Source organism: Saccharothrix hoggarensis, from assembly GCF_052936025.1.
Map to the genome: position 1 here is coordinate 145,039 of NZ_CP193624.1, position 18,996 is coordinate 164,034.

Genomic DNA, 18,996 nt, shown 5'->3' on the forward strand with positions numbered 1-18,996 from the left:
CCGACGCGGACCACACGTTACCTGCAGGGGACACCACCTCCCGACGTAGGTGTGCCTAGGGTCCGCGAGACGCGCGGGGGACGCGTGGAAGACACCGACGGCAAGGGCACCAAGGGCGAGGTAGTGGCGAACAGAATCCACCCGACGGCGATCGTCGCCGACGGCGTCGTCCTCGGTGACGACAACATCATCGGCCCGTACACCGTCATCGCCGGTCCCTGCCGGATCGGCGACGGGAACTACATCGGGCCGCACGTGAGCATCGGCGGGCCGCCGGAGTACCTCGGCAGCCCCCACCTGGCCGGCTGGGACGGCGAGCAGTCCGACGGCCCCGGCGTGGTGATCGGCGACAACAACCGCATCCGCGAGTTCGTCACGGTCAACCAGGGCGTGCACGAGGCCACGGCGCTGGGTTCCGGCAACTACCTGATGGGCCGCGCGCACCTGGGCCACGACGTGGTCGTGGACGACGGCGCGGTCATCAGCTCCGCCGTGCAGCTCGCCGGCCACTGCCGCGTCTGGTCGTTCGCCAACATCGGCATCGGCACCGTCGTGCACCAGCGCACGGCGATCGGGCCGGGCGCGATGGTCGGCATGGGCTCGGCCGTGCGCAAGGAGGTGGGCGCGTTCACCATCGCGGTGGGCAACCCCGCGCGCGTCACCGGCCTCAACACGATCGGCCTCAACCGGCGCGGCTGCGACGACGACCTGGTGGAGGCGCTGTCGCCGTTCCTGAAGGGCAAGGGCGAGCTGCCGGCGGGCGACGGCCTGCCCGACGAGGTCGGCCGACTGCTCCGGGCCTGGTCGGCCCGCGCGAACGCCGAGCACTGAACCGGTACGGACCCAGGCCGCACGGCCGACCGCAGGACGACAACGACCAGATCGGGAGAGAACTCCATGGCGCTCAACGACAGACTCCGGGACACCTTCGTCGAGGCGCTCGGCCTCGACGGCGACGTGGACGTCGAGAACCTGAAGTACCGTGAGATCGACCAGTGGGACTCGGTCGGCCACATGGCGCTGGTCGCGGCCATCGAGGACGAGTTCGACGTGCAGTTCGACACCGACCAGGTCATCGACATGAGCAGCTTCAAGGTGGCCGCGGACATGCTGCGCGGCATGGGCGTCGAGGACTGAGCACCCACTCCGCCGGCGCTAACAGGACTGACAGAGCAGTGACACATCTCAGTGACCGGGTCGTCGTCGTCACCGGGGGCACCCGGGGCATCGGTCTCGCCACCGCCGAAGCGCTCGCCGCGGCGGGCGCCACCGTCGTGCTCACCGGCCGTGACCGCGAGGTCGCGGAGCAACGCGCGGCGGAGGTCGCCGAGCACACCGGCGCGGTGGTGCGCGGCGTGCCGCTCGACGTCACCGACTCCGCCGCCGTGCGCGACGCGTTCAAGGCCGTCGCCAAGGAGCACGGCCGCGTCGACGGCCTCGTGGCCAACGCCGGTGTCATGGAGGGCGCGCTCGTCGGCATGATCGGCGACGACCACGTGCAGCGGCTCCTGAGCACGAACGTCGCGGGCACCGTGACGACCGTCCAGGCCGCGGCGCGGGCCATGATGCGCAAGAAGCGCGGCTCGATCGTCGTGCTCGCCTCGATCGTCGGCGAGAACGGCAACGCGGGCCAGACGGTGTACGCCGCGACCAAGGCCGCCGTGGCCTCGATCGCCAAGTCCACCGCCAAGGAGCTGGGCCGGTACGGCATCCGCGTCAACGCGGTCGCGCCCGGCGTGATCAAGACCGAGCTGACCGCGTCGCAGTCCGAGGAGACGCTGGAGCGGGTCGTCCGGGACACCTCCCTCGGCCGCCTCGGCGAGGCCGCCGAGGTCGCGTCGGTGATCGCGTTCCTGCTGGGCGACGGGTCGTCGTTCGTCACCGGGCAGGTGCTCGGGGTCGACGGGGGGCTCGTGCTGTGAGCCTGCTTGGAGCGGGTGCGCGAGTGGTCGACGCGGCCGGCGGCGGCGAGCTGTCCGGCGCCGCGCTGACCGACCGGGTGGCCGGCCTGGCCGCGGCACTGGCGCCGCTGCCTCCCGGCGTGCTCTTCGCGCGCACCGCGGTCGACGTGCCCAGCGTGCTGCGGTACCTGGCGGCGTTCGAGGCCGGGCGCGCGGTGGCCCTGCTGGACGAGGGCCAGGACCGGGACGTGCTGCTGGAGCTGGTCGCCCGGTTCCGCCCCGCCGCCGTGCTCGGCGCCGACGCGGACGCCGCCGCCCCGGACGGCTACCGCGCGGACGCCCTGGCGGCCGACGGCGGCCCGGTGTGGGTCCGCGAGGACCCGGAGGGCGTCGTCCCCCACCCCGACCTGGCCGTGCTGCTGCCGACCAGCGGGTCCACCGGCAACCCCAAGTTCGTCCGGCTGTCCCGGCACGCCGTGCTGGCCAACGCCGAGGCGATCGCGCGGGTCCTGGGCATCGACGCCACCGAGGTCGCGCCCACCAGCCTGCCCCTGCACTACAGCTACGGCATGTCGGTGCTCAACAGCCACCTGGTGCGCGGCGCGACCGTCGTGGTCGAGCCCACCGGGGTGATGAGCCGCGCGTTCTGGCAGGCCGTGGAGGAGCACAAGATCACGTCGCTGGCGGGCGTCCCGTACCACTACGAGATGCTCAAGCGGCTGCGGTTCGACCCGGCCAGGTACCCGTCGCTGCGCACCATCACGCAGGCGGGCGGCCGGCTGCGCGACGACCTCGTGGTCGACTTCAACGACCGGATGACCGCCGTCGGCGGCCGCATGTTCGTCATGTACGGCCAGACCGAGGCCGCGCCCCGGATGGCCACCGTGCCCGCCGAGCGGCTGGCGGAGAAGATCGGCTCCGCCGGGCCCGCGCTGCCCGGCGGCGAGTTCCGCGTCCGCCGCGACGACGGCGTGGAGACGACCGAGCCGGACGTGGTGGGCGAGGTCGTCTACCGCGGGCCGAACGTGATGATGGGCTACGCCGAGTCCGAGGCCGAACTCGCGCTCGGCGACGTGGTCGGTGGCGTGCTGGAGACCGGCGACCTCGGCCGGCTGGACGCGGAGGGCTACCTCTACCTCACCGGCCGGCTCAAGCGCATCGGCAAGGTCTTCGGCAACCGGGTCAACCTGGACGACCTGGAGCGGATGGTGGTCGACGCCGGTCTCGGCGTCGGCGCGGTCGCCGCGGTGCCCGCGGGCGACAAGGTGGTGCTGTGGCTGGAGGGTGCCGACGCGGAGCGCCGCAAGGCGGTCGCCCGTGCCCTCTCCGAGCGGCTGCACCTGCACGTGACCGGGTTCGACGTGCGGGAGACCGACGACCTGCCGCTGCTGCCCAGCGGCAAGGTCGACTACCGCGCACTGGAGGGACGGGCGTGACCAGCACTGTGGACGGCGTGTTCGGGTTGAGCCAGTCCGAGCGCGAGGCGGCGCTGCTGCCCGCGTTGACCGAGCTGACCGAGCACCACCGGAGCACCTGCGAGCCGTACGACCGCATCCTGACCTCGCTCGGCACGCCGCGGTCGTTCGACGCCGTGGCCGACCTGCCGTGGCTGCCGGTCCGGATGTTCAAGCACCACGTGCTCAAGTCCGTGCCCGACGACGAGGTGTTCAAGGTGCTGACCTCGTCCGGCACGACCGGCGCCGAGGTGTCCCGCATCTACCTCGACCGGGAGGCGGCCGGCGACCAGCCCCGCTACCTCGGCCGGACGTTGCGGGCCGTGCTGGGCGACCAGCGGCTGCCCATGCTCATGGTCGACAGCGTCGGCATCATCAAGAACCGGCGCTCGTTCTCGGCGCGCGGGGCGGGCGTGCTCGGCATGGCCAACTTCGGCCGCAAGCACGTCTACGCGCTGGACGAGGACGACCGGCCGGACGTCGAGGCGATCAAGGGCTTCCTGGCCCGGCACGGCGACGAGCCGTTCCTGATCTTCGGCTTCACGTTCATGGTGTGGCAGTACCTCTACGAGGTGGCCCGCGAGCACCGGCTGGACCTGTCGAACGGCATCCTCATCCACTCCGGCGGCTGGAAGAAGCTGATCGACCGCGCGGTGGACAACGCCGAGTTCCGCCGCCGGTTCGCCGCCGACACCGGCCTCACGAAGATCCACAACTACTACGGCATGGTCGAGCAGCTGGGCACCGTGTTCGTCGAGGGGCCGTCCGGCAACTCGCTGTACTGCCCGGACTTCGCCGACGTGGTCATCCGCGACCCGGAGACGTGGGCCGAGCAGCCCGTCGGCGTGCCGGGCGTCATCGAGGTCGTGAGCACCGTCCCGCGCTCCTACCCGGGCCACGTGCTGCTGACCGAGGACCTGGGCGTCGTGCACGGCGTCGACGACGGCGACTGGCCCGGCAAGCGGTTCTCCGTGCTGGGCCGGCTGCCCAGGGCCGAGGCCCGCGGGTGCTCGGACACGTTCAGCGGAGGTGCGGCGGCGTGAAGGTCGAACAGCGGTTCCCGGCCGGGCCGGACATCACCGTCGAGGACCTGCTCGCCGAGGTGGCGCGGGAACCCGAGGGCGGCCGGCTGGCCGTCGGCGACGAGCGCGTGGTCGAGTTCCTGGTGAAGTTCGCCCGCAAGCTGCTCGCGCCGGCCACCGCGCGGCGGTTCCCGGAGCTGGCGTCGCTCGGGTTCTTCCTGCGCCGCGGCGAGATCGCCAAGGCGCTGGCGACCCTGAGCACCCCGGACGGCGTGTTGCGCTTCCCGCGCGGGCTGGTGTTCCACGTGCCGCCGGCGAACGTGGACACGATCTTCGTCTACTCGTGGGCGCTGTCGGCGCTGGCGGGCAACCCGAACGTGGTCCGGATCTCGCCGCGCTCGGCGGGCGCCGCCGCGGCCGTCATCGAGGCCATGAACGACGCGCTCGCCGAGGCGGACCCGATCGTGGCCCGCACCCAGCGCATGATCACCTACGGCCGGGACGACGCGGTGACGGCGGCGCTGTCGCGCGCGTGCGAGCTGCGGGTCGTCTGGGGCGGCGACCGTTCCGTGACCGAGGTGCGCAAGCACCCGCTCGCCGCGCACGCCCGCGACCTGACGTTCCCCGACCGGGCGTCGTTCGCGGCGATCTCGGTGGCCGGGTGGGAGTCCGCCTCCGCCGAGCGCCGCCGTGAGGCCGCGGTCGGCTTCTACAACGACTCGTACTGGTTCGACCAGGCCGCGTGCGCCTCGCCGCGCACCCTGCTCTGGGTCGGCGACGCCGAGCGCGCCGAGGCGGCGCGCGAGGAGTTCCGGGACCTGCTGGCCGAGGTCGTGGCGGCGAAGCGGTTCGTCGTCGAGCCCGCGATGGCCGTGCAGAAGCGCGTCTCCGCCTACGGCGTGGCCGCCGAGGGGCACGCGACGCGCATCCGGTTCTCCGGCAACGCGGTGGCCACGCTGGAGCTGGGCTCGGGCGCCGACCTGCCGCGCGAGTGGCTGGGAGTGGGCACGTTCCCGCAGCTCACGCTGCCGTCGTTGGCCGAGTTCGGCCGGTTCGTGCAGCGCAAGGACCAGACGTTGAGCGTGTTCGGGTTCTCCCGGGACGAGGTGCTGGACTTCGTCCGCGGCCTCGGCGGGCGCGGCATCGACCGGGTCGTCCCGTTCGGCAAGGCGCTCGACTTCGCGGCGGTCTGGGACGGCTACGACCTCCTGGCCGAGTTCAGCAGGCTCACGACGGTGATCGCGTGAGCCGCGGCACCGAGACCACCACCGGAGAACCGATCATGAGCGAGTCCGCAGTCGACGCGGTCGTCGAGGAGAAGCCGGCCCGCACCCGCAAGCAGGTGGTCATCGCCTGGGCGCGGCGGCTGCTGGTGGTCCTGGTGCTGGCCGGCGCGGTGTACCAGCTGACCGGGCAGTGGGACGAGGTGTCCGCGGCGCTGCTGTCGCTGCCGTGGCAGTCGGTCGCGCTGTCGATGGTCGCCGTGTTCGCGGGCCTGTTCCTCGGGTCGGTGGTGTGGAAGATCGTGCTGTCCGACCTGGGCGCGCCGGTGACCTACGCGGACGCGGCCAAGTTCTACCTGGTCGGCGGCCTGGGCAAGTACATCCCGGGCGCGGTGTGGGCCGTGCTGCTGTCGATGGAGCTGGCGAAGCAGGCGGGCGTGAACCGCGCCCGGTCGTTCACCGCCGGGCTCGTGGCCACCGGCATGGGCGTCGTGGCGTCGCTCATCACGGGCCTCGCCGCGCTGCCCGTCCTGCTGGGAGGCGGGGAGTCGCGCCAGCTGCTGTGGCTGTTCTCGCTGCTGCTCATCGGCTTGGTCTTCCTGCACCCCAAGCTGCTGACGTGGCTGGTCAACCTGGTGCTCCGGGTGCTGCGCAAGCAGCCGCTGGAGCGCCGGTTCACCGGCAAGGAGGTGCTGAAGGCCACGGGTGTCGCGGTGGCCATCTACGTCCTCTACGGCGTGCACCTGTGGCTCCTGGTCAACGCCCTGGGCTCGCCGAGCATCGGCACGCTGGTGCTGTCCGCGGGCACGATGGGCATCTCGATGACGGCCGGCCTGGTCGCCTTCTTCCTGCCGTCCGGCATCGGCGCCCGGGAGCTCGTCATCACGGGCGCCATCGCGACCGTGCTGCCGACGCCCCAGGCGGTGGCGCTGGCCCTGGTGTCCCGGCTGATGTTCACGGTCGCCGACCTGATCTCCGCCGGTGTCGCCGCGCTGGTGGCGCAGCTCCAGCGCAAGCGCGCGGCCAAGGCGGCCTGACCAGCGGTTCTTCCCACCGTTCACGCGGCCTCGTTACTGTCTCGGCGTGCGCATTGGGATTGTGATCTTGCCCGAGGACCGCTGGTGGGCCGCCGAACCGAAGTGGCGGGGCGCCGAGGAGCTGGGCTTCCACCACGCGTGGACCTACGACCACCTGGGCTGGCGGACGCTCGTCGACGGACCGTGGTTCTCGGCGATCCCGACCCTCACCGCCGCGGCGGCCGTCACGTCCACGATCCGCCTCGGCACGTACGTGGCGTCGCCGAACTTCCGGCACCCGGTGCCGTTCGCCCGTGAGCTGACGACCCTCGACGACATCTCGGACGGCCGCCTCACCGTCGGCCTCGGCGCGGGCGGCGCGGGCTACGACACGGTGGTCATGGGCGGCGAGCCGTCCCGCAAGCGCACCGAGCGGTTCGGCGAGTTCGTGGAACTGCTCGACCGGCTGCTGACGGCCGACCGCACCACCTACCGGGGCGAGCACTACGCGGCGGTCGAGGCCCGCAGCGCGCCCGGCTGCGTGCAGCGGCCCAGGGTGCCGTTCGTCGTCGCCGCCAACGGCCCCAAGGCCATGCGGACCGCCGTCCGCTACGGCACCGGCTGGGTCACCACGGGCCCGGAGACCGACGACCACGCAACGTGGTGGCGAGGGGTGGCCGAGATCGCCGAGCGGATGGACGCGGAGCTGGCCGCCATCGAGCGGGCGCCGAGCACCCTCGACCGGCACCTCAACCTCGACTCGTCGCCGGTCTACTCGCTGACCAGCGTCGAGCACTTCCGCGACGCCGTGGGCCGGGCCCGTGAGCTGGGCTTCACCGACGCGGTGACGCACTGGCCGCGGGCCGAGGGCGTCTACGCGGGCCGGGAGACCGTGCTGGAGCAGGTGGCGTCCGACGTGCTGCCGGAGTTCGCGCCCCACCGGTAGCCGCCCCGACCGCCCGCGACGACCCGGGACCGCCGACGCGCCGGCGGGCTAGCCGCGGACGGGCTCGCCCGGCTCCGGCACCAGCTTGTAGACGATCGCGTCCTCGTTCTCGTAGACCTTCTCCAGGAACGGCTTGCCGTTCAGGTCGCGCAGGCCGGGGGCGCGTTCCATCCACCCGCGGACGAAACCGCGGCCGACGATCGCGTACCGCACGTTCAGCCGCTTCACCGCCGCGCGCACGGCCGGGTTCTCGTCGTACTCGTTGAACCGGCCCTGCAGCAGCGCGATGTCGGGCGACTCCGCCGAGCCGTCGTAGTGGCCCGCGATCGGGCGCACGCCGGCGATGGCGTACATCCACAGCGTGCCGTCGTTGCGGTCGTTCATGACCCGCTCGCCGGGCTGGACCAGCTTGCCCAGCTCGGTCATCGCCAGCAGCTCGTTGCGGCTCACCACGGCGTCGTGGTCGTTCTGCCCCACCCCGTTGCCGTAGCCGCGGGCCACCTGGGCGGTGTTCAGGTTGACGTACAGACCACCGCTGAGCAGCACGAACGCCAGGACCACCACGCCTGCGGACAGCACCGGGACGGTCGCGCCGCCGCGGCCGCGCAGCACCGTGCCCGCGAGGCCCTTCAGCCAGTCGTGCGCCAGCGCCAGGCCGTGGCCCGCCACCACGCACAGCGGCACGCAGACCAGGGCGATCAGCCGGAACTGGTCGTTCCACCAGGGGCTCGTCACCCGCGCCACCCACGGCTGGGCGAACGACGCGGTCAGCACCCACACCACGCCGAACAGCGCCGCCGACCCGAGCAGCCAGCGCAGCGCGCCCAGCCGGTTCCAGAACGCCAGGCCGATCCACAGCGGGACCGCCAGCCAGTACTGGGGCCGGTCGATGACGTGCTGGAACGTGAGCGCCGCGCCCAGCGACTGGCTGACCGGGAACGTGGACGGCCAGTCGACGGTGGCGATGGTGCCCGAGACGCTCGCCGCGCCCAGCAGGTGCGGCAGCGTCACCAGGACGGCCGCCACGGCGGGCGCCAGGCACAGCAGGACGTCGCGCAGGATCGTGCGCGGTTGGCCCCACCAGCGCTGGACCAGCAGCGGGATGACGAACAGGACGCCGCCGAACAGGTTGCTGGAGTGCACGGCGAGCATGCCGACCGCGACACCGGCGAACACCACGCCCGTGTCGACGCGCGGCCGCTTCAGGTAGCCGTCCAGCACCACGGCGAGCACCGGCATCAGCGCGATGCCGAGCGTGAACGTGAGCAGCGGGCCGCGCCACAGGTTGTCGTAGGTGGCGCTGGTCGCGGCGGCGGTGACCAGGGCGGTGAAGCCCGCGGTGACCGCGCGGCCGTTGAAGTGGCGGACCATCGCGGCCAGCTGGAACGCCAGCAGGCCGGGCAGGAGCGCCATGTGCGCGTTGATGACGGCCGGGATGGTGGCCCCGGTCAGCTTGAACACCAGCGTGCCGACCAGGTGGTACGCGTTCGGGTAGAACACCCCGTTGGAGATGTCGTACCAGTTGACCTTGCCGGTGCCGTACAGCCCGCCCTCGCCGGTCTCGGCGATGTAGCGGATGCCGTTCGCGTGGTAGCCCGCGTCCCAGTCCTGCGGCACGGCGTTGAGGTTGCCCTCCATCGCGGCCAGCAGGACCCCGATGCCGATCCCGGCCGCGGCCAGGACGGTCAGCACCACGCCGAGCTGCGCGCGCGGCGTCCACGGGGACGGCTCGCGCTCCGCGGGCCCGCGGCGGCGCACGGTCAGCCACCGCGCCAGCCCGAACACCGCGATCACCACGACGCTGCTGAGCAGGAACGTCGGCACGGTGAACTGGATGCCGACCTTCCACAGCCACGGTCCGGCCAGGCCCGCGATGAGGTACGTGAACACGGGGGCGGTGGCCACGAGCGTCCAGCCGCGCAGGCCCACTGCCAGTGCCGCCAGGCCACCGGGCAGGAACAGGACGGCGAGGTACACGGCGATCGTGCCCGCGGTGAGGAGCGAGCTGGCTTCCGTCGGCACAGGTTCACCCAATGAGGTTTGAAGAGTGAGGTGCGGATTCCCCCGCGTGTTAGCGCGAAGGCTATACGGCGGCTGTGCTACGACTGCGCGACCCTGGCGTTTCCGGGCCGGTGGGAACACCGGCGCCGATCACCGCGCGGCCGCCGGGAGGGGGAGTGCGGTTTGCCCCGGCCTGCCCCGGTACCCTCAATCGCTGTGAGCTTCGCAGGGTATGACCTGATCGTCGTCGGTTCCGGGTTCTACGGCCTGACGGTCGCCGAGCGCGCCGCCAGCCAATTGGACAAGCGCGTGCTGGTGCTCGAACGCCGCGAGCACATCGGCGGCAACGCCTACTCGGAGGCGGAACCGGAGACGGGAATCGAGGTGCACCGCTACGGCGCGCACCTGTTCCACACCTCCAACCAGCGGGTCTGGGACTACGTCAACCAGTTCACCGAGTTCACCGGCTACCAGCACCGCGTGTTCGCGATGCACAACGGCCAGGCCTACCAGTTCCCGATGGGGCTCGGCCTGATCACGCAGTTCCTCGGCCGCTACCTGACGCCGGACGAGGCGCGGGCGTGGGTCGCCGAGCAGGCCTCCGAGATCGACTCCAAGGACGCCCAGAACCTGGAGGAGAAGGCGATCTCGCTGATCGGCCGCCCCCTCTACGAGGCGTTCGTGAAGCACTACACGGCCAAGCAGTGGCAGACCGACCCGAAGGAGCTGCCCGCGGCGGTCATCAGCCGCCTGCCGGTGCGCTACAACTTCGACAACCGGTACTTCAACGACACCTACGAGGGCCTGCCGGTCGACGGCTACACCGCGTGGCTGGAGAAGATGGCCGACCACCCGAACATCGAGGTCCGGCTCAACACCGACTTCTTCGACGTCCGGGCGGACATCCCCGAGGGCACGCCGATCGTCTACACCGGCCCCGTCGACCGCTACTTCGACTACTCCGAGGGCTGGCTGGGCTGGCGCACGCTCGACTTCGAGCGCGAGGTGCTGCCGACCGGCGACTTCCAGGGCACCTCGGTGATGAACTACAACGACGCGGACGTGCCGTTCACCCGCATCCACGAGTTCCGGCACTTCCACCCGGAGCGCGAGTACCCGGCCGACAAGACCGTCATCGTCCGCGAGTTCTCCCGCGCGGCCGAGAAGGACGACGAGCCGTACTACCCGATCAACACCGCCGAGGACCGCGCGAAGCTGGAGCGGTACCGCGAGCTGGCCAAGCGCGAGGCGGCGGAGCGCAACGTGCTGTTCGGCGGACGCCTCGGCACGTACAAGTACCTCGACATGCACATGGCGATCGGATCGGCGCTCACCGCGTTCGACAACAAGATCGCCCCGCACCTGACCGAGGGCTCGCCCTTGGACGGGACGCTGGACTGACCTTGACATCCTGACCCGGCCGTGCCGCGTCGCGTGCGGGATCCGCGCGACGCGGTATCGTCGGTCGCACCAGCCGCGCCACCTCGTCACGGTGGTCGGACACGCCCGCACTCGACCCGAGCCGTGACCTTGCCGCGGTTCGTCGGAGGAAAGTCAGTGACCGAGCAGAGCCACGCCGACTCGAAGCCCAAGACCACGAAGCCGGACAACAAGGTCAGCGATGTGGCGTCGGTCAGCGTTGCGGCGCGGGGCAAGGGCTTCGACCCGAAGCACGTGCTCCAGCGGGTGATCCTGCCCCGCGACGAGGACCCGCTGGACGTGCGCCCCCTCTACCTGGACGAGCCGGAGAACGTGCACACGCACGTGTCCTCCCGCCGCTCGGTGACCGTGCCCGCGTCGGCCAAGGTGTCCTTCGCCTCGTACTTCAACGCCTTCCCGGCCAGCTACTGGAAGCGCTGGACCGTCGTCGAGGAGGTCGTGCTGCGCCTGTCGGTGCGCGGCGCGGGCCGCATCGACGTCTACCGCTCCAAGCCCAACGGCGACCTCATCCACCTCAACGGCGAGCCGATCCGGTCCGCCAAGGCGTGGGTCGAGGTCGAGTTCCGGGTCAGCCTGAAGCCGTTCGAGGACGGCGGCTGGATCTGGTTCGACGTCTTCACCGACGACAGCACGCTGGAGATCGGCGAAGCGGCGTGGATGACCGACCAGGTCCTGCCGGAGCAGAAGGTCGCCATCGGCATGACGACCATGCGCCCGGTGGACGCGGTCATCGCGCTGCGCGCGCTGGGCGAGGACCCGACGGTCCTCGACGCCGTGCAGAAGGTGTTCGTCGCCGACCAGGGCGCGGTGAAGGTCCGCGACACGGAGGGCTACGCCGAGGCCGTCGCCCTCCTGGGTGACAAGCTGGAGATCATCGAGCAGGAGAACCTCGGCGGCTCGGGTGGCTTCACCCGCGGCCTGTACGAGGCGATCGAGCACACCGACGTCGCCCAGATCATGCTGATGGACGATGACATCCGGCTGGAGCCGGACGCGGTGCTGCGGTCGAACGCGTTCGCGCGGGCCGCGGCGCAGCCCGTCATCGTCGGCAGCCACATGCTGAACCTGCAGGCCAGGGCCCGGCTGCACAGCATGGGCGAGGTCGTCGACCTGGCCACGTGCTTCTGGCGGCCGGCGCCGGGCGCGCTGACCGACCACGACTTCGGCACCGAGTCGCTGCGCGAGACCGAGGAACTGCACGTCCGCATCAACTCCACCTACAACGGCTGGTGGATGTGCCTGTTCCCGCGTGAGGTCGTGCAGCGCACCGGCTACCCGCTGCCGCTGTTCATCAAGTGGGACGACGCCGAGTACTCGCTGCGGGCGCTGGAGAACGGCTACCCGACCGTGTCGCTGCCCGGCTCCGCCGTGTGGCACATGCCGTGGACGGACAAGAACGACGCCACGGACTGGCAGGCGTACTTCCACACCCGCAACCGCCTGGTCATGGCGGCGCTGCACAGCCCGTACGACATCCGCTCGACGCTGCTGAAGCAGGGCCTGAAGCTGTCGCTGCGGCACCTGCTGTCGATGGAGTACTCGACGGTGGCGGTCCAGCAGAAGGCCATCGAGGACTTCCTGGCGGGCCCGAGCAAGCTGTTCGACTCGCTGCGCACGGCGTTGCCGGAGATCCAGCAGCTCCGGAAGTCCTACAGCGACGCGCAGGTGCTGCCGTCGGCCCGCGAGTTCCCGCCGCCCACGTTCGACATGGTGCGGGCCGAGGCGATGCTGAAGCCGCCGGTCAACCCGGCGGTGATCGCGGCCAAGGCGTCGAAGGCGCTGCTGCACAACCTGCGCGCCCCCGAGGAGCACACCACGGAGCGCCCGCAGATCAACGTGCCGGCGACGAACGCCCGCTGGTTCCTGCTGGGCAACCTGGACAGCGCGACGGTGTCCAACGCCGACGGCAGCGGTGTCGCGTTCCGCAAGCGCGACCCGAAGGAGTTCCGCCAGCTGATGTCGCGCGCCGTGCGCAACTACCGGCGCCTCGGCCAGGAGTGGCCGCGGTTGAAGCGGATGTACCGCGACGCGATGCCGGAGCTGACGTCGGTCGAGTCGTGGCGCAAGGTGTTCGAGAACAGCTGACCGCCGGACGTGCCGTGAATCGGTGCGGTGTGACGCCTTCCGAGGTGTCGCCCGCACCGATTTCTTATTCGAAGTGCGCGGCGACGACGTGGCTGAAGTTCACCACGAACTCCTTGCCGTCGGCGGTCGTGACGGCCTGCGTGTGGCCGTTGCGCACGACCTGGATCAGCCGTGGCGCGAGGTCTTCGGCGGTGTCCGCGGACACCGTGATGGAAATGGGGTTGGGGTTCGCGGCCAGGTGCAGCACGAGGGCCGTCTTACGCGCTTCAGAAGTCATGCGACCAGCCCACCAGCAGGGGCGCGCAAGGGCAACGCCGGTTCGCCGTCAGCGATTCCGCGTGAAGCGAACCAGCGCCGGAGACCGTTCTCGGGAGAACGGTGTCCGGCGCTGTCGGAGTCGGGGGACTACTTGCGGAAGAACCGCTCGCGCTGCCCCTGCCGGACCAGCTTCAACCATTCCAGGAAGGCCTTCGGGTCGCGGCGGACGCCGATGAAGTACAAACCGAAGCGGAATGCCTCCAGCAGGCCCAGCTTGCGCATCCCGGGCTGGGACAGCAGGTAACCGCGGTTGCGGTAGGTGTAGTAGCGCTTGATCGCGTTCTCGGGGTCCTGCGCGTGGAACCGGCCGCCGAGCATGGGCTTGAACTCGTCCGAGCCGTCCGGGTGCAGGTAGGTCACCTTCAGCGAGGTGCCGAACGGCAGGCCCGTGCGCACCAGCCGCCGGTGGATCTCCACCTCGTCGCCGCGGAAGAACAGCCGGTAGTCCGGCACGCCGATGACGTCGACCGTGGACGCCTTGAACAGCGCGCCGTTGAACAGCGACGCGATGCCGGGCAGGAAGTCCACGCCGAGCTCGGACGCGTTCCGCTTCCACGTGAGGCCGCGGCGCAGCGGGAACGCGAGCTTGTCCGGCCGCTCGATGTTGGCCACCACCGGCGAGATGGCCGCCAGGCCGCGCCGGTTCGCCTCGGCGAGCAGCACCTCCAGCACGGTCTCGTCGGCCGGCCTGCCGTCGTCGTCGGCCAGCCACAGCCAGTCCGCGCCGAGCGACAACGCGTGCAGCATGCCCAGGGCGAAGCCGCCCGCGCCGCCGAGGTTGCGGTGCGACGCGAGGTAGGTCGTGGGCACGGGGCACTGCGCGACCAGGTCGTCCACCGGCTGGTCGGGGCCGTTGTCGACGACCACCAGGTGGTCCAGCGGCCGGCTCTGCGAGGCCAGCACCTTCAACGAGTCGGCCAGCAGCTCCCGTCGGTGCCGGGTCACCACGACCCCGACGACGGAGCCCTGCGGCAGTGCGCTCACCACGCTCACCTACTCGCCACCGTTCCCGCTCAGCACCCTGGACTGGCCGATCCGCTCCAACGTCTCCTGGCTGAGGTGCTCGAACGGGTCGCGGCCCTTGTAGCTCGTGACCACCTCGCGCAGCGAGCCCTGCATCTTGACCTGGCCCTCGTCCATCCAGATGGCGGTGCTGCACAGCTCCACCAGGAAGTCGTCCGAGTGCGAGGCGAACACCAGGATGCCCGACCGCTTGACCAGGTCGTTCAGCCGGTCGCGCGCCTTCTCCAGGAACGCCGCGTCGACCGCGCCGATGCCCTCGTCCAGGAGCAGGATCTCCGGGTCGATCGACGTCACCACGCCCAGCGCCAGCCGCACCCGCATACCCGTCGAGTACGTCCGCAGCGGCATGGACAGGTAGTCGCCCAGCTCGGTGAACTCGGCGATGTCGTCGACCCGCTTCTCCATCTCCTTGCGGCTCATGCCGAGGAACAGGCCGCGGACCATGATGTTCTCGTACCCGGAGATCTCCGGGTCCATGCCGACGCCGAGGTCGAACACGGGCGCGACCTTGCCGACGATGCGCGAGCTGCCCCGCGTGGGCTCGTAGATGCCCGCGAGCAGCCGCAGCAGCGTGGACTTGCCGGCGCCGTTGTGCCCGACGAGGCCGACCCGGTCACCGTGCTTCAGCGAGATGGTGATGTCGTGCAGCGCTTCGATGATCGGGACGCGGCCCTCCGAGCCGATCTTGCCCCCGACCTTGCCCAGGGCGAGCTTCTTCAGCGATCTCGACTTGGCGTCGAAGATCGGGAAGTCGACCGAGGCGTTCCAGACATCGATGCTGACCATGTTTTTGCGGCCTCACTCAGACCCAGTAGGAGACGCGGGCACGGTAGTTGCGCATGGCGATCAGCGCCAGCGCCCACCCCACGACGGTGAACCCGCCGACGACGGCCCAGTGGTGCCACGACTGCGTGTGGCCGAGCAGGGGCGCGCGGACGATCTCCACGAAGTGGTAGAGCGGGTTCAGCTCGGCGATCAGCACGCGCCAGCCGGCGTCCTCGCCGCCACCGGTGACCTTCTTCAGCACGCCGACGTGCCAGACGATCGGCGTCATGAAGAAGATCAGGTTGATGAAGCTGTGCACGACCGGCGGGATGTCGCGGAACCGGGTGCTGATGATGCCGAACAGCAGCGCCACCCACACGGCGTTCACGATGACCAGCAGGAACGCCGGGATCGCCAGGAGCACGGTCCACGACAGGCCGGGGTGGCCGACGACGTCGCCCGCCATCGTGTACGGCTCCGTGAGCGCCGGGAAGAAGATGGCGAGCACGATGAAGTAGACGACCAGGTTGTGCGCGAAGAACAGCACCTGGCGCCACACCATGCGCAGCACGTGCACGGTCACCGGCGCGGGGAGGTGCTTGATCAGCCCCTCGTTGGCGATGAACACGTCCGCGCCCTCGGTCACCACGCCGAGGATGAAGTTCCAGATGATGAAGCCGGCCGTCACGTACGGCAGGAACGTGGCCAGCTCCTGGCCGAAGAGCTGCGAGTACAGCAGGCCGAGCGCGAGTGCCGTGGTGCCCATCGAGATGGTGATCCACAGCGGGCCGATGACCGAACGGCGGTAGCGCTGCTTGATGTCCTGCCAGCCCAGGTGCCCCCACAGTTCGCGCTGGTGCCACGCGTCGCGCACGTCGGCGAACGCACGGGCGAACGTGCGCGAGTTGGGTGCCAGGGGAGCCGCTGGTCCGTCGGCGGTACTGATGGGGTGCACGAGGGTTGAGACTACCGGCGACCCGGTGGGGCCCACGCCGCCGGGCCGTCACGGTGTGGTCACCACGCTCGCCGGGCGCCCGGTGCGTCGGCCGCGCCGATGATCACCTGTTCGTAGTCGGATGAGCACGTTCGGTAGTCGGCTGTGTCCGCACGGTCGTCGCGGTGCCCCGTCCGGGCAGGTGGGCGCGCTCGAACCGCGCGCCCCGCGCCCACGACCGCCCGCCGCCCGCGAGGACGGCTAGAGGTACTGCCCCGTGCCGCGGACGTGCGGCGTCTCACCGCTGTCGCCGGTGCCGGCGGGCAGGGCCCGGCCGCGCATCTGCTCCAGCTGCACGCGGGCCGCCATCTGCTGCGCGAACAGCGCCGTCTGGATGCCGTGGAACAGGCCCTCCAACCAGCCGACCAGCTGCGCCTGGGCGATCCGCAGCTCCGCGTCGGAGGGGGTGCCCTCCTCGGTGAACGGCAGCGACAGGCGCTCCAGCTCGTCGCGCAGCTCCGGCGCCAGGCCGTCCTCCAGCTCGTCGATGGACCGCTTGTGGATCTCCTTGAGCCGGTTGCGGCTCGCCTCGTCCAGGGGCGCCGCCCGGACCTCCTCCAGCAGCTGCTTGATCATCGTGCCGATGCGCATGACCTTCGCCGGCTGCTCGACCAGGTCGGTCACGTCCTGACCGCTCCCGCCGTCACCGGACGGGAGGCTGGCCGCGCCGACCGGCCGGCCGTCGGGGCCCACCACGACCACTTGCCGCTCGTTCTCCACCTGATCACCTCGGGCTGGCTCGCTCATGCCCCCATCCTGGCCCGATCGGGTGGCCGACGCCGAACCGGGTCGCGGATCGGGGCACGAACCGGCGGCCCCTGACTGTCGCTCGTGCCGACATCCTCCGTACGGTGTGCGGCATGGCGTTCGACGTCGCCCGGGTCCGTGGGCTGTTCCCCGCGCTCGGCGACGGCTGGGTTCACCTGGACGCTCCCGAGGGGATGCAAGTACCCGAACAGGTGGCCACGGCCGTCTCCACCGCGCTGCGCGCACCCGTCTCCGGGCCGGGTGGCATATTTCCCGCTTCGCAACGCGCCGAGGCCATCGTCGACGCGGCCCGGCGGGCCGTCGCCGACCTGGTCGGCGCCGATCCGGCCGGCGTCGTGCTCGGGCCGAGCTCGGCCGTGCTGCTGCAACGGCTCGCCGAGGCGGTGTCCGACGGCTGGTTCCTCGGCGACGAGGTCGTGGTGTCCCGGCTCGACCACCCGGCGAACATCGCGCCGTGGCAGCGCGCCGCGCAGCGCACCGGCAGCGTCGTCCGCTGGGCCGAGGTGGACATCGAGACGTGCGAGCTGCCCGCCTGGCAGTACGACGACCTCATCACGCCGAAGTGCAAGCTGGTCGCGGTGACGGCCGCGTCCGGTTCCGTCGGCACCCGGCCGGACCTGCGCAAGATCGCCGAGGCCGCCCGCCGCACGGACGCGCTGGTCGTCGTGGACGCCTCCGCCGCCGCGCCGTTCGTGCCGCTCGACATCACGTCGATGGACGCCGACGTGGTCGCGGTGTCGGCGAACACGTGGGGCGGCCCGCCCGTGGGCGCGCTGGTGTTCCGCGACCCGTCGATGCTGGACCTGCTGCCGTCGGTGGCGGTGGAGCCCGGCGCGCGCGGCCCGGAGCGGCTGGAACTGGGCCCGCACGCCTACCCGCTGCTGGCCGGCCTGGTCGCGTCGGTGGAGTACCTGGCCGGGCTGGACGACGCCGCCGTGGGGCCGCGCCGCGAGCGGGTGCTCACGTCGTTGAGCTCCGTGAAGGCCTACCAAGCCGGACTTCTCGCTAATCTCATCAACGAACTGCGATCGCTCCGTCACGTCATGGTGATCGGCGACGCCATGCGGCGGGTGCCCGCGCTGGCGTTCACGGTGGCCGGCGTGAAGGCGACCGACGGCGTGGAGCACCTGTCCGAGCGCGGCGTGTGCGCGTTCGCCGACTCGGGGCAGCACGGCGTGTTCTCGGTGCTGGGGGTGGGCGAGGTCGGCGGGGCGATCCGCGTCGGCCTGGCGCACTACACGAACGCGGTGGAAGTGGACGAGCTCGTGCGGGCGGTCGCCGAGCTGGGTTGAGGTGAGCTGGGCCGAACCGAGGGCTGAGCCGACTGGGGGCTGGGTGGACGACCTGCTGTCTCGGGAGCTCGCCGACCTCGCCGCGCTGCACCGCCTCGCGCCGCTGATGTCGGAGTACCTGCCCAACACGGCGCACGAGCTGCGCCCGGCCGCGCTGGCGGCCGTCGTGGACGAGGTGCTGCTCGGCTCGCGGACGGTGCTGGTGGAGTGCGGGTGCGGCGCGTCGTCGGTGGTGCTGGCCCGGCTGCTCGCCCGGCGCGGGTTCGGCCACCTGCTGTCCGTCGAGCACGACGAGCGGACGGCCGCGTTCGTGGCCAGCCAGTTGCGCCGGGAGGGCCTGGGCCACGTGGCGCGGGTCGTGCACGCCCCGCTGACCCCGCACCCGGCGGCGCTCGGCAACGGGCAGTGGTACCACCCGGAGCTGGTGCACGACGAGGTGTCGGTGTTCGTGGAGCGGTACGGCCTGGTCGACCTGCTGCTGGTGGACGGACCCCTGCTCGGCGACGCGCGCTACCCGGCGCTCCCGGTGCTCCGCGGCGTGCTGGCGCCGGGCGCGGCGGTCCTCGTGGACGACGCGGAGCGCCCCGGCGAGCAGACCGTGCTGGTGCGGTGGGCCGAGGAGTTCTCGCTGCGGTTCAAAACCACACCCCGTACCTTCCTCGCCACCGCCAACGCCCTGGGCTAACCCGCCGCCGCGAGCCCCCGGGCCACTCCCGCCCCCGCGAGCCCTCGGTCAACTCCCGCCCTC

At 71.4% G+C, this 18,996-nt stretch carries 18 protein-coding genes; 12 read left to right on the forward strand and 6 right to left on the reverse strand.

Annotated elements, in window-relative coordinates; translation table 11 throughout:
• The first annotated feature begins 84 nt into the window (after positions 1-84).
• The 8 genes from ACRAKH_RS00745 (at position 85) to ACRAKH_RS00780 (ending at position 7,562) form a co-directional block, all read left to right on the forward strand.
• Positions 85-831, forward strand: coding sequence for a UDP-N-acetylglucosamine acyltransferase (locus ACRAKH_RS00745; RefSeq protein WP_447009559.1), 747 nt, complete (start codon positions 85-87; stop codon positions 829-831).
• A gap of 66 nt (positions 832-897) precedes the next feature.
• Complete coding sequence (locus ACRAKH_RS00750) at positions 898-1,137, forward strand: acyl carrier protein (protein ID WP_380722920.1); 240 nt, start codon at positions 898-900, stop codon at positions 1,135-1,137.
• A gap of 38 nt (positions 1,138-1,175) precedes the next feature.
• Positions 1,176-1,922, forward strand: coding sequence for an SDR family NAD(P)-dependent oxidoreductase (locus ACRAKH_RS00755; RefSeq protein WP_380722922.1), 747 nt, complete (start codon positions 1,176-1,178; stop codon positions 1,920-1,922).
• Positions 1,919-3,337 carry an AMP-binding protein gene (locus ACRAKH_RS00760; protein ID WP_447009560.1) on the forward strand — a complete coding sequence of 473 codons (1,419 nt, stop codon included), beginning with the start codon at positions 1,919-1,921 and terminating at the stop codon, positions 3,335-3,337. Before ACRAKH_RS00755 ends, ACRAKH_RS00760 begins: the two co-directional genes overlap by 4 nt.
• A complete protein-coding gene (locus tag ACRAKH_RS00765) occupies positions 3,334-4,398 on the forward strand; it encodes a LuxE/PaaK family acyltransferase (RefSeq protein ID WP_380722924.1) in 1,065 nt (354 codons plus the stop codon). The genes ACRAKH_RS00760 and ACRAKH_RS00765 overlap by 4 nt, the downstream gene beginning before the upstream one ends.
• Complete coding sequence (locus ACRAKH_RS00770; protein ID WP_380722926.1) at positions 4,395-5,624, forward strand: acyl-CoA reductase; 1,230 nt, start codon at positions 4,395-4,397, stop codon at positions 5,622-5,624. Before ACRAKH_RS00765 ends, ACRAKH_RS00770 begins: the two co-directional genes overlap by 4 nt.
• A 35-nt stretch (positions 5,625-5,659) precedes the next feature.
• A complete protein-coding gene (locus ACRAKH_RS00775; RefSeq protein WP_380722927.1) occupies positions 5,660-6,637 on the forward strand; it encodes a lysylphosphatidylglycerol synthase domain-containing protein in 978 nt (325 codons plus the stop codon).
• Between the two features lie 46 nt (positions 6,638-6,683).
• Positions 6,684-7,562 (forward strand): LLM class flavin-dependent oxidoreductase, encoded by an 879-nt coding sequence (locus ACRAKH_RS00780; protein WP_380722928.1) that lies wholly within the window; start codon positions 6,684-6,686, stop codon positions 7,560-7,562.
• A 48-nt stretch (positions 7,563-7,610) separates the two neighbouring features.
• Here the strand turns inward: ACRAKH_RS00780 and ACRAKH_RS00785 are convergent, their stop codons facing one another.
• A complete protein-coding gene (locus ACRAKH_RS00785) occupies positions 7,611-9,584 on the reverse strand; it encodes a DUF6541 family protein (RefSeq protein WP_380722929.1) in 1,974 nt (657 codons plus the stop codon).
• Positions 9,585-9,779: 195 nt separating this feature from the next.
• On the opposite strand from ACRAKH_RS00785, the gene glf reads away from it, so the two are divergent.
• Positions 9,780-10,964: a UDP-galactopyranose mutase gene (glf, locus tag ACRAKH_RS00790; protein WP_380722930.1), complete on the forward strand. Its 1,185-nt coding sequence runs from the start codon at positions 9,780-9,782 to the stop codon at positions 10,962-10,964.
• A gap of 156 nt (positions 10,965-11,120) precedes the next feature.
• Positions 11,121-13,088 (forward strand): glycosyltransferase, encoded by a 1,968-nt coding sequence (locus tag ACRAKH_RS00795; protein ID WP_380722932.1) that lies wholly within the window; start codon positions 11,121-11,123, stop codon positions 13,086-13,088.
• A 64-nt stretch (positions 13,089-13,152) separates the two neighbouring features.
• Here ACRAKH_RS00795 and ACRAKH_RS00800 read toward each other — a convergent pair whose 3' ends face one another.
• The 5 genes from ACRAKH_RS00800 to ACRAKH_RS00820 form a co-directional block, all read right to left on the reverse strand.
• Positions 13,153-13,365: a hypothetical protein gene (locus ACRAKH_RS00800; RefSeq protein ID WP_380722934.1), complete on the reverse strand. Its 213-nt coding sequence runs from the start codon at positions 13,363-13,365 to the stop codon at positions 13,153-13,155.
• Positions 13,366-13,493: 128 nt separating this feature from the next.
• Positions 13,494-14,390, reverse strand: a complete 897-nt coding sequence (glfT1, locus tag ACRAKH_RS00805; protein ID WP_380722936.1) for a galactofuranosyltransferase GlfT1 — start codon at positions 14,388-14,390, stop codon at positions 13,494-13,496.
• Positions 14,391-14,399: 9 nt separating this feature from the next.
• Positions 14,400-15,215 carry a galactan export ABC transporter ATP-binding subunit Wzt/RfbE gene (gene wzt, locus ACRAKH_RS00810; RefSeq protein ID WP_380722937.1) on the reverse strand — a complete coding sequence of 272 codons (816 nt, stop codon included), beginning with the start codon at positions 15,213-15,215 and terminating at the stop codon, positions 14,400-14,402.
• Between the two features lie 16 nt (positions 15,216-15,231).
• Positions 15,232-16,149: a galactan export ABC transporter permease subunit Wzm/RfbD gene (wzm, locus tag ACRAKH_RS00815; protein WP_380722938.1), complete on the reverse strand. Its 918-nt coding sequence runs from the start codon at positions 16,147-16,149 to the stop codon at positions 15,232-15,234.
• Between the two features lie 240 nt (positions 16,150-16,389).
• Positions 16,390-16,935 (reverse strand): bacterial proteasome activator family protein, encoded by a 546-nt coding sequence (locus ACRAKH_RS00820; protein ID WP_380722939.1) that lies wholly within the window; start codon positions 16,933-16,935, stop codon positions 16,390-16,392.
• Positions 16,936-17,048: 113 nt separating this feature from the next.
• Between ACRAKH_RS00820 and ACRAKH_RS00825 the strand changes: the two genes are divergently transcribed.
• The gene (locus ACRAKH_RS00825; RefSeq protein ID WP_380722940.1) at positions 17,049-18,248 is read left to right on the forward strand and encodes a cysteine desulfurase-like protein; all 1,200 of its coding nucleotides are present in this window, start codon (positions 17,049-17,051) and stop codon (positions 18,246-18,248) included.
• Between the two features lie 43 nt (positions 18,249-18,291).
• Entirely contained in the window at positions 18,292-18,933 is a 642-nt protein-coding gene (locus ACRAKH_RS00830) for a class I SAM-dependent methyltransferase (protein ID WP_380722941.1), read from the forward strand.
• The last annotated feature ends 63 nt before the right edge of the window (positions 18,934-18,996 follow it).

Excerpts from the sequence above, each read along its gene's own strand:
- ACRAKH_RS00750 (WP_380722920.1), top strand. The coding sequence starts at position 898 with ATGGCGCTCAACGACAGACTCCGGGACACCTTCGTCGAGGCGCTCGGC.
- ACRAKH_RS00775 (WP_380722927.1), top strand. The coding sequence starts at position 5,660 with ATGAGCGAGTCCGCAGTCGACGCGGTCGTCGAGGAGAAGCCGGCCCGC.
- ACRAKH_RS00800 (WP_380722934.1), bottom strand. The coding sequence starts at position 13,365 with ATGACTTCTGAAGCGCGTAAGACGGCCCTCGTGCTGCACCTGGCCGCG.
- wzt (WP_380722937.1), bottom strand. The coding sequence starts at position 15,215 with ATGGTCAGCATCGATGTCTGGAACGCCTCGGTCGACTTCCCGATCTTC.
- ACRAKH_RS00820 (WP_380722939.1), bottom strand. The coding sequence starts at position 16,935 with ATGAGCGAGCCAGCCCGAGGTGATCAGGTGGAGAACGAGCGGCAAGTG.
- ACRAKH_RS00825 (WP_380722940.1), top strand. The coding sequence starts at position 17,049 with ATGGCGTTCGACGTCGCCCGGGTCCGTGGGCTGTTCCCCGCGCTCGGC.